Consider the following 7,097-nt stretch of genomic DNA (forward strand, 5'->3'; position numbering starts at 1 on the left):
CTGGCCATGCCGGCCGGCCTGATGCACAGCTACCCGGTTTATTCCGGCGCCGTGGATGCCATGGTGCAGTGGTGGTACGGCCACAACGCGGTCGGTTTCTTCCTGACCGCCGGCTTCCTGGGCATGATGTATTACTTCGTGCCGCGCCAGGCCAACCGCCCTATCTACAGCTACCGGCTTTCAATCGTGCACTTCTGGGCGCTGATCGCCGTGTACATGTGGGCCGGCCCGCACCACCTGCACTACACCGCCCTGCCCGACTGGGTGCAGTCGGTGGGCATGGTGTTCTCGCTGATCCTGCTGGCACCCAGCTGGGGCGGCGCGATCAACGGCATCATGACCCTCTCGGGCGCCTGGCATAAGCTGCGCACCGACCCGATCATCAAGTTCCTCGTCGTCGCCATCTCGTTCTACATGATGAGCACCTTCGAGGGCCCGATGATGTCCATCAAGACGGTCAACGCGCTCAGCCACTACACGGACTGGACCATCGACCACGTGCATTCGGGCGCCCTGGGCTGGGTGGCGATGATCTCGATCGGCTCGATCTACATGCTGATCCCGCGCTGCCTGGGCCTGAAGGAAATGGCCAGCACCCGCATGATCGACCAGCACTTCTGGATCCACACCATCGGCGTGGTGCTCTACACCGTGTCCATGTGGATCGCCGGCATCTACCAGGGCCTGATGGCGCGCGCCGCGAACGACGACGGCACGCTCACCTATGTCTTCGCCGAGATCGTGCAGTTCAACTATCCCTACTACCTGGTGCGCCTGCTTGGCGGCCTGCTGGTGATCGCCGGCATGCTGCTGATGTGCGTGAACACCGTGCGCACCTTCCGCCTGGCCAAGGGCGCGGTGGAAACGCCGGTGCTGCCCCCCGCCGCCCAGACGCACGCCTGAGGAACCGACATGAGCCACGAAAAGATCGAAACCAATGTCGGCTGGATGGCGATCCTGATCGCCATTGCCATCAGCTTCGGCGGCCTCGCCGAAATCGTTCCGCTGATGTACCAGGCCGAAGCCGTGAAGCCGATTCCGGGCGTGAAGCCCTACCCGGCGCTTGAACTGGCCGGGCGCGACATCTACGTGCGCGAAGGTTGCTACAACTGCCACTCGCAGATGATCCGCACCCTGCGCCACGAAACCGAACGGTATGGCCACTACTCGCTGGCGGGTGAATCGGTCTACGACCGCCCGTTCCAGTGGGGCAGCAAGCGAACCGGCCCCGACCTGGCGCGTGTTGGCGGCCGGTATTCGGACGACTGGCACCGCGTTCACCTGATGAACCCGCGTGACGTCGTGCCGGTCTCGAACATGCCCGGCTACCCCTGGATGGCCGAAACCGCGGTCGACCCGGCGGCGGTGACGCGCAACATGCGCGCCCTGCAGAAGCTGGGTGACCCGTACACCGACGAAGACATCGCCGGCGCTGCGGCCGCAGTGACCGGGAAGTCCGAGATGGACGCGCTGATCGCCTATCTGCAGGGCCTCGGCAAGCATGCGCCGGTGAACTGACATGATCACCGGCATCGCTACCGTCCTGCTTCTCATCCTGTTCCTGGCTGGCGTCGCCTGGGCTTTCAGCCGCAAGCGCAAGCCCGAGTTCGACGCCGCCGCCCGACTGCCCCTGGAAGACCAGAGCGAGAACACCCCATGACTACCGGCTGGTCCCTTTACGTCATTGCCCTCATCGTCCTCAACGTCGGCGGCTGCGCCTGGCTGCTCTGGTGGACCTCCAAGCGTCGCGGTGGAGACTCCAAGGACAGCTCCGAAACCACCGGCCACGTGTGGGACGGCGACCTCACCGAGTACAACAAGCCGCTGCCGCGCTGGTGGATCATCCTGTTCTGGCTGACCATCGTGTTCTCGATCGGTTACCTGGCCTGGTATCCCGGCATGGGCAATTTCGCCGGCACGTCCGGCTGGACCTCGGCCCGGGAACATGACGCCGACAAGGCCGAAGCCGATGCCCGCCTGGCCGAAGCCTACGGGCGCTTCGACGGCATGCCGATCGACCAGGTCGCGCAGCACGAAGAAGCCCTGGCCTTCGGTGGACGCCTGTTCCAGAACCACTGCGCCCAGTGCCACGGCGCGGATGCGCGTGGCGCCAGGGGTTTCCCCAACCTCACCGACAACGACTGGCTCTGGGGCGGCGAACCCGACCAGATCCTGGCCTCGATCGTGCAGGGCCGACAGGCCGCGATGCCTCCCCTGGCGGCGGCGATCGGCGGCGACGTCGGCGTCACCGAGGTGGCGGCCTACGTGCAGAGCCTGTCGGGCATCAAGGCCGACCCGGCCCTCGCCGAGGCCGGCAAGGCCAAGTACGGCGGCGTCTGCGCGGCCTGCCACGGCGTCGAAGGAAAGGGCAACCCGATCCTGGGTGCGCCCAACCTCACCGACGACACCTGGCTCTACGGCAACGACTTCGCCACCATCAGCGAAGGCATCAGGAATGGCCGCAACGGCATGATGCCGGCGCATGGCCCGATCATCGGCGAAACCCGCAGCCGCCTGGTGGGCGCCTATGTCTGGACCCTGTCGCAGGAAAAAGCCAGCGAGCCCCCCGACGCCCCATGAACCAGACTGCCGACCGTATGGACCACCCGCCCCGACCGCTCGCCCAGCGGCTCGGGGCGATCCTTTGGCCCAGCTTCTTCGCCGCCGGCGTGGCGACGATGGTGTTCTTCGCCTTCGTTGACCCGCTGTTGCTGCGCGACATGACCTTCCCCGAGGTCGAGATAAGCCGCGGCCTGGGTTACACGATCGGTTTCTTCATGTTCTGGGCCTGCACGGCCGCAAGCAGCCTGTTCACCTGGATCCTGCTCAGGCCCGCCAGCCGATTCAACAAACCCCTGGCGGGTGGCTGAGCCATGGCGCGCAAGATTCCCAGCGAACTCGTCGACGAGCTTTCGCTCTACGTCTCGGAAAAGAAGGTTTACCCGCGTGAGCAGGACGGGCTGACCCAGCGCCTGCGCAAGGCCGCGGTCATCTGGCTGCTGGGCATGTACTACGGCTTTGCCTGGCTGCAGTGGGACGACCGCCAGGCCGTGCTGTGGGACCTGCCGGCGCGCAAGTTCTACGTGTTCGGGCTGGTGTTCTGGCCGCAGGATTTCCTGTACCTGGCCCTGCTGCTGATCATGGCCGGGCTTTCGCTGTTCTTCTTCACCGCCGTCGCCGGCCGGCTGTGGTGCGGCTACGCCTGCCCGCAGACGGTGTGGACGGAAGTCTTCATCTGGATGGAGCGCTGGACCGAAGGCGACCGCAACAAGCGCATGAAGCTCGACAACGGGCCGTGGACCCGCGAGAAGTTCATGCGCAAGGGTGCCAAGCACTTCCTGTGGCTGGTGTTCGCGCTGTGGACCGGCTTCACCTTCGTCGGCTACTTCACCCCCATCCGCGACCTGGCCGCGCGCCTGTCGCCCTTCGAATGGGGCGGCTGGGAAATCTTCTGGGTGCTGTTCTACTCGCTGGCCACCTGGGGCAACGCCGGCGTGCTGCGCGAACAGGTCTGCAAGTACATGTGTCCCTACGCACGCTTCCAGGGCGCGATGTTCGACCGCAACACCCTGATCATCGCCTACGACCCCCTGCGCGGCGAACCGCGCGGGCCGCGCAAGAAGGGCAAGCTGGGCAGCGTGCTTGAACGCGCCCGCGGCCTGCTGCCGCTGGACGTCGCCACCAGCGCCGTGGTGAACGCCGCCCAGCACCGCAGCGCCGCCGACCTGCAGCTCGGCGCCCGCGCCACCACCGGCCTGGTGGTGGACGAACAGCACGGCCTGCCGCCGCCGCCCGAAGTGAACTCGCCCGAAGACCTCGGCGACTGCATCGACTGCACCATCTGCGTGCAGGTCTGCCCCACCGGCATCGACATCCGCAACGGCCTGCAGTACGAGTGCATTGCCTGCGGCGCCTGCGTGGACGCCTGCGACATGGTGATGGACAAGATGGGCTACCCGCGGGGCCTGGTGCGCTACACCTCGCACAACGCCGTGGAAGGCAAACACGTGCGCCTGCTGCGCCCGCGCATCCTCATCTACGGCGGCCTGCTGGTCGCGCTTGCGATCGGCTTCGCGGTCGGCATCGCCCAGCGCAGCCCGCTGATCGTTGATGTCCTGCGCGATCGCAACGCACTCTATCGCACCACGTCCGACGGCAGCATCGAAAATGCCTACGTCGTGCGCATCGTCAACAAGGACATCGTGCCCCGTGAATTCACCATCCGCATCAACGGCCCGGACGGCATCACCCTGGTCGAGGCCGGCGCCGTGCACCGGGCCGCGGCCGAAGAAGTGCTGACCGTGCCGATCACCCTGCGCGCGCCCGCTGGCCTGGCCAAGGGCCGCGTGGACCTGGAACTGGTGGTTGACTCGAATGCCGAAGGCGTCAGCGCGGCCGAAGAAACCCGCTTCTTCGGGCCCTTCTGATGGACAGCCAGAAGAAGTCGTCTTTCTCGCGCAACCCGGTGCTCTGGCTGGTGCTGGCGATCCCGGCGGCCACCATCGTCGCCGGCGTCTGGACCCTGATGGTCGCCTCGGGCAAGAGTGCGGTCGATGCCGATCCCGATCCCGTCCGGCGCACGGCCCAGGTGCAGGTCGCGTCCATTGAGGCCGATGCCCAGGCCGCCAGCCGCGGCCTCGGCGCCACGCTGGCGATCGAGGACGGCAGCGCCCTGCTGCGCCTGGACCAGGCCACGGGCCCGCGCGCGCCCACGCTGCAGCTGGTGCATCCGCTTGAGTCCTCCCTGGACCGCCAGCTGACCCTGCTGCCCGACCCGCAGGGCTGGCGCACCGACGGCCCGGTGGCGTCCACGCACGTCTGGCAGCTGCGCCTGGTCGCCGACGACGGCAGCTGGCGGCTGGTCGGGCGCTACCACCCCGGCGACACCGAGGTCGCGCTGGCGCCCGCACTCGCGGCCCCGTGAACCCCTCGGCACCGCCGGGCTGCTTCCACTGCGGCGAGCCCCTGCCTGCGGGTCCGGTTCGCGTGCGTCTCGACGGCGACGAGCGCGAGGTCTGCTGCACCGGCTGCGCCGCGGCCGCCAGCTGGATCCGCGACGCCGGCCTGGGCGACTACTACCGCCTGCGCGATTCCGCCGGTGCCCGCGTCGACCTGTCGCCCGCCGACTACAGCGCCTGGGACCGCGCCGACGTGCAGTCCGGCCACGCCATCGACACGCCTGAAGGCCGCGAGATCACCGTCGTCTGCGAAGGCATGCACTGCGCCGCCTGCGCCTGGCTGATCGACCATGCCCTGCGCCGCGAACCCGGCGTCAGCGATGCCGGCGCCAACGCCATCTCCGGCCGCGTGCGCATCGCCTGGGATCCCCGGCGCAAGCCGCTGTCGCAGGTGCTGGCGCGGCTGGCCTCGCTGGGCTACCGCCCGCACCTGGCCCAGGGCGAAGCCGCCGAACGCGAGCGCCGCCGCGAACGCAACCGCCTGATCGCCCGCCTGGGCGTCGCCGCGCTGGGCACCACCCAGGCCATGATGTTCGCCGAGGCGCTGTACCTGGACACCGCCAACGAGATGGCGCCGGCCACGCGCGACTTCTTCCGCTGGATCACCTTCCTGGTGTCCACGCCGGTGGTGTTCTTCTCGGGGTGGCCCTTCCTTGCCGGCATGGCCACCGAACTGCGCGAACGCCGCCCCGGCATGGACACCCTGGTGGCGACCTCGGTGCTGCTGGCCTATTTCGCCAGCCTGGTGGAAACCCTGCGCGGCGGCACCCACGTCTGGTTCGACGCCGCGGTGATGTTCGTGCTGTTCCTGCTGGCGGCGCGTTTCCTTGAACGCATGGCGCGCCGGCAGGCCAGCGCGCGCCTGGACACCCTGGCGCGCGCGCAGCCGGCCCTGGCCTGGCGCGAAGCGGGCGGCGGACGCGAACAGGTGCCGGTGTCGGCGCTTGGCACCGGCGACGTGGTGCAGGTCGGTGCCGGCGACACCGTGCCTGCCGACGGCGAGTTGATTGATGACGCCGCGGCGCTGGACGAATCCCTGCTTACCGGCGAGTCCACGGCCGTGGCAAAGACCGCGGGCGATCCGCTGTATGCCGGCAGCGCCTGCCGCGAAGCGCCGCTGCGCCTGCGGGTAACCCGCACCGGCGCCGACACCCGGCTGTCGCAGCTGGTGCGGGCGGTCGACCGCGCACAGTCCACGCGGCCGCGGGTGGCGCGCTTCGCCGACGCCGTGGCGCAGCGTTTCGTGGTTTCGCTGTTCGTCGCCGCGATCATCGTCTTCGCCGTCTGGTGGCAGCTGCAGCCCGAACGCGCGTTCGAAATCGCACTGGCCGTGCTGGTGGTCAGTTGCCCCTGCGCGCTGTCGCTGGCGGTGCCCACGGCCCTTGCCACGGCCCACGGCACGCTGGCGCGCTGGGGCGTGCTGGCGCTGGGCGCGGATTCACTGGAAAGCCTGGCCCGCGCCGACGTGGTGGTCCTGGACAAAACCGGCACCCTGACCCTGGGCCAGCCGCGCCTGCACAGCGCGCAGGCCATTGAAGGCGACATCGGCCACTGGCAGCGCATCGCCGCGGCGCTGGAAGCCAACGCCGGTCATCCCCTGGCCCTGGCCTTCGCAATGCCCGACGTGCCCACCGCCACCTCGGTGCGCACCCTGCCCGGCCACGGCGTGCAGGGCGAAGTGGATGGCCGCGCCTACCGGCTGGGTCGCGCCGAATTCGCCGCCGGCCGCGCCGACGATGGCGCGCTCTGGCTGGGCGACGGCAGCACCGCCTTCGCCCGCTTCGAGACCAGCGACCCCGTCCGCCTGGATGCACAGGAGGCCGTGGCCAGCCTGCGCGCCCTGGGCCTGCCGCCGCACCTGCTCAGCGGCGACGGTGAAACCAGCGTTGCCGCGGTCGCCGCCAGGCTGGGCATCGAAGACTTCGCCGCGCGGCAGTCGCCGGAAGACAAGCTGGCCGCCGTGCGCGCGCTGCAGGCCCAGGGCCGGCGCGTGCTGGCCGTCGGCGACGGCATCAACGATGCGCCGGTGCTGGCCGGCGCCGATGTCTCGGTGGCGATGGCCGGCGGCGCGCCGCTGGCGCATCGTTCGGCCGACCTGGTGCTGGCCGGTGCCTCGCTGATGCGCCTGCCGCAGTCGGT

At 69.1% G+C, this 7,097-nt stretch carries 8 protein-coding genes; all 8 read left to right on the plus strand.

Translation table 11 applies throughout. The features are described 5' to 3' along the window. Positions 1-903, plus strand: a 903-nt coding sequence (locus AACZ35_RS10700) for a cbb3-type cytochrome c oxidase subunit I (RefSeq protein ID WP_339829039.1), incomplete at its 5' end; no start/stop codon positions are given. A gap of 9 nt (positions 904-912) precedes the next feature. Next, positions 913-1,518 (plus strand): cytochrome-c oxidase, cbb3-type subunit II, encoded by a 606-nt coding sequence (ccoO, locus tag AACZ35_RS10705; RefSeq protein WP_339829042.1) that lies wholly within the window; start codon positions 913-915, stop codon positions 1,516-1,518. Between the two features lies 1 nt (position 1,519). Further along, a complete protein-coding gene (locus tag AACZ35_RS10710; RefSeq protein ID WP_339829045.1) occupies positions 1,520-1,660 on the plus strand; it encodes a CcoQ/FixQ family Cbb3-type cytochrome c oxidase assembly chaperone in 141 nt (46 codons plus the stop codon). Next, positions 1,657-2,580: a cytochrome-c oxidase, cbb3-type subunit III gene (ccoP, locus tag AACZ35_RS10715; protein ID WP_339829048.1), complete on the plus strand. Its 924-nt coding sequence runs from the start codon at positions 1,657-1,659 to the stop codon at positions 2,578-2,580. The genes AACZ35_RS10710 and ccoP overlap by 4 nt, the downstream gene beginning before the upstream one ends. Beyond that, positions 2,577-2,870, plus strand: a complete 294-nt coding sequence (locus AACZ35_RS10720; RefSeq protein WP_339829051.1) for a hypothetical protein — start codon at positions 2,577-2,579, stop codon at positions 2,868-2,870. Before ccoP ends, AACZ35_RS10720 begins: the two co-directional genes overlap by 4 nt. 3 nt (positions 2,871-2,873) lie before the next feature. Then, a complete protein-coding gene (locus tag AACZ35_RS10725; protein WP_339829054.1) occupies positions 2,874-4,427 on the plus strand; it encodes a cytochrome c oxidase accessory protein CcoG in 1,554 nt (517 codons plus the stop codon). Further along, entirely contained in the window at positions 4,427-4,924 is a 498-nt protein-coding gene (locus AACZ35_RS10730; RefSeq protein ID WP_339829056.1) for a FixH family protein, read from the plus strand. The genes AACZ35_RS10725 and AACZ35_RS10730 overlap by 1 nt, the downstream gene beginning before the upstream one ends. Then, positions 4,921-7,097 (plus strand): heavy metal translocating P-type ATPase (locus AACZ35_RS10735; RefSeq protein WP_339829058.1); only part of this gene is annotated, 2,177 nt, incomplete at its 3' end. The genes AACZ35_RS10730 and AACZ35_RS10735, both read left to right, overlap by 4 nt.

Source organism: uncultured Arenimonas sp., assembly GCF_963976025.1.
Taxonomy (GTDB): Bacteria; Pseudomonadota; Gammaproteobacteria; order Xanthomonadales; family Xanthomonadaceae; genus Arenimonas.

Excerpts from the sequence above, each read along its gene's own strand:
- AACZ35_RS10720 (WP_339829051.1), top strand. The coding sequence starts at position 2,577 with ATGAACCAGACTGCCGACCGTATGGACCACCCGCCCCGACCGCTCGCC.
- AACZ35_RS10725 (WP_339829054.1), top strand. The coding sequence starts at position 2,874 with ATGGCGCGCAAGATTCCCAGCGAACTCGTCGACGAGCTTTCGCTCTAC.
- ccoP (WP_339829048.1), top strand. The coding sequence starts at position 1,657 with ATGACTACCGGCTGGTCCCTTTACGTCATTGCCCTCATCGTCCTCAAC.
- ccoO (WP_339829042.1), top strand. The coding sequence starts at position 913 with ATGAGCCACGAAAAGATCGAAACCAATGTCGGCTGGATGGCGATCCTG.
- AACZ35_RS10710 (WP_339829045.1), top strand. The coding sequence starts at position 1,520 with ATGATCACCGGCATCGCTACCGTCCTGCTTCTCATCCTGTTCCTGGCT.
- AACZ35_RS10730 (WP_339829056.1), top strand. The coding sequence starts at position 4,427 with ATGGACAGCCAGAAGAAGTCGTCTTTCTCGCGCAACCCGGTGCTCTGG.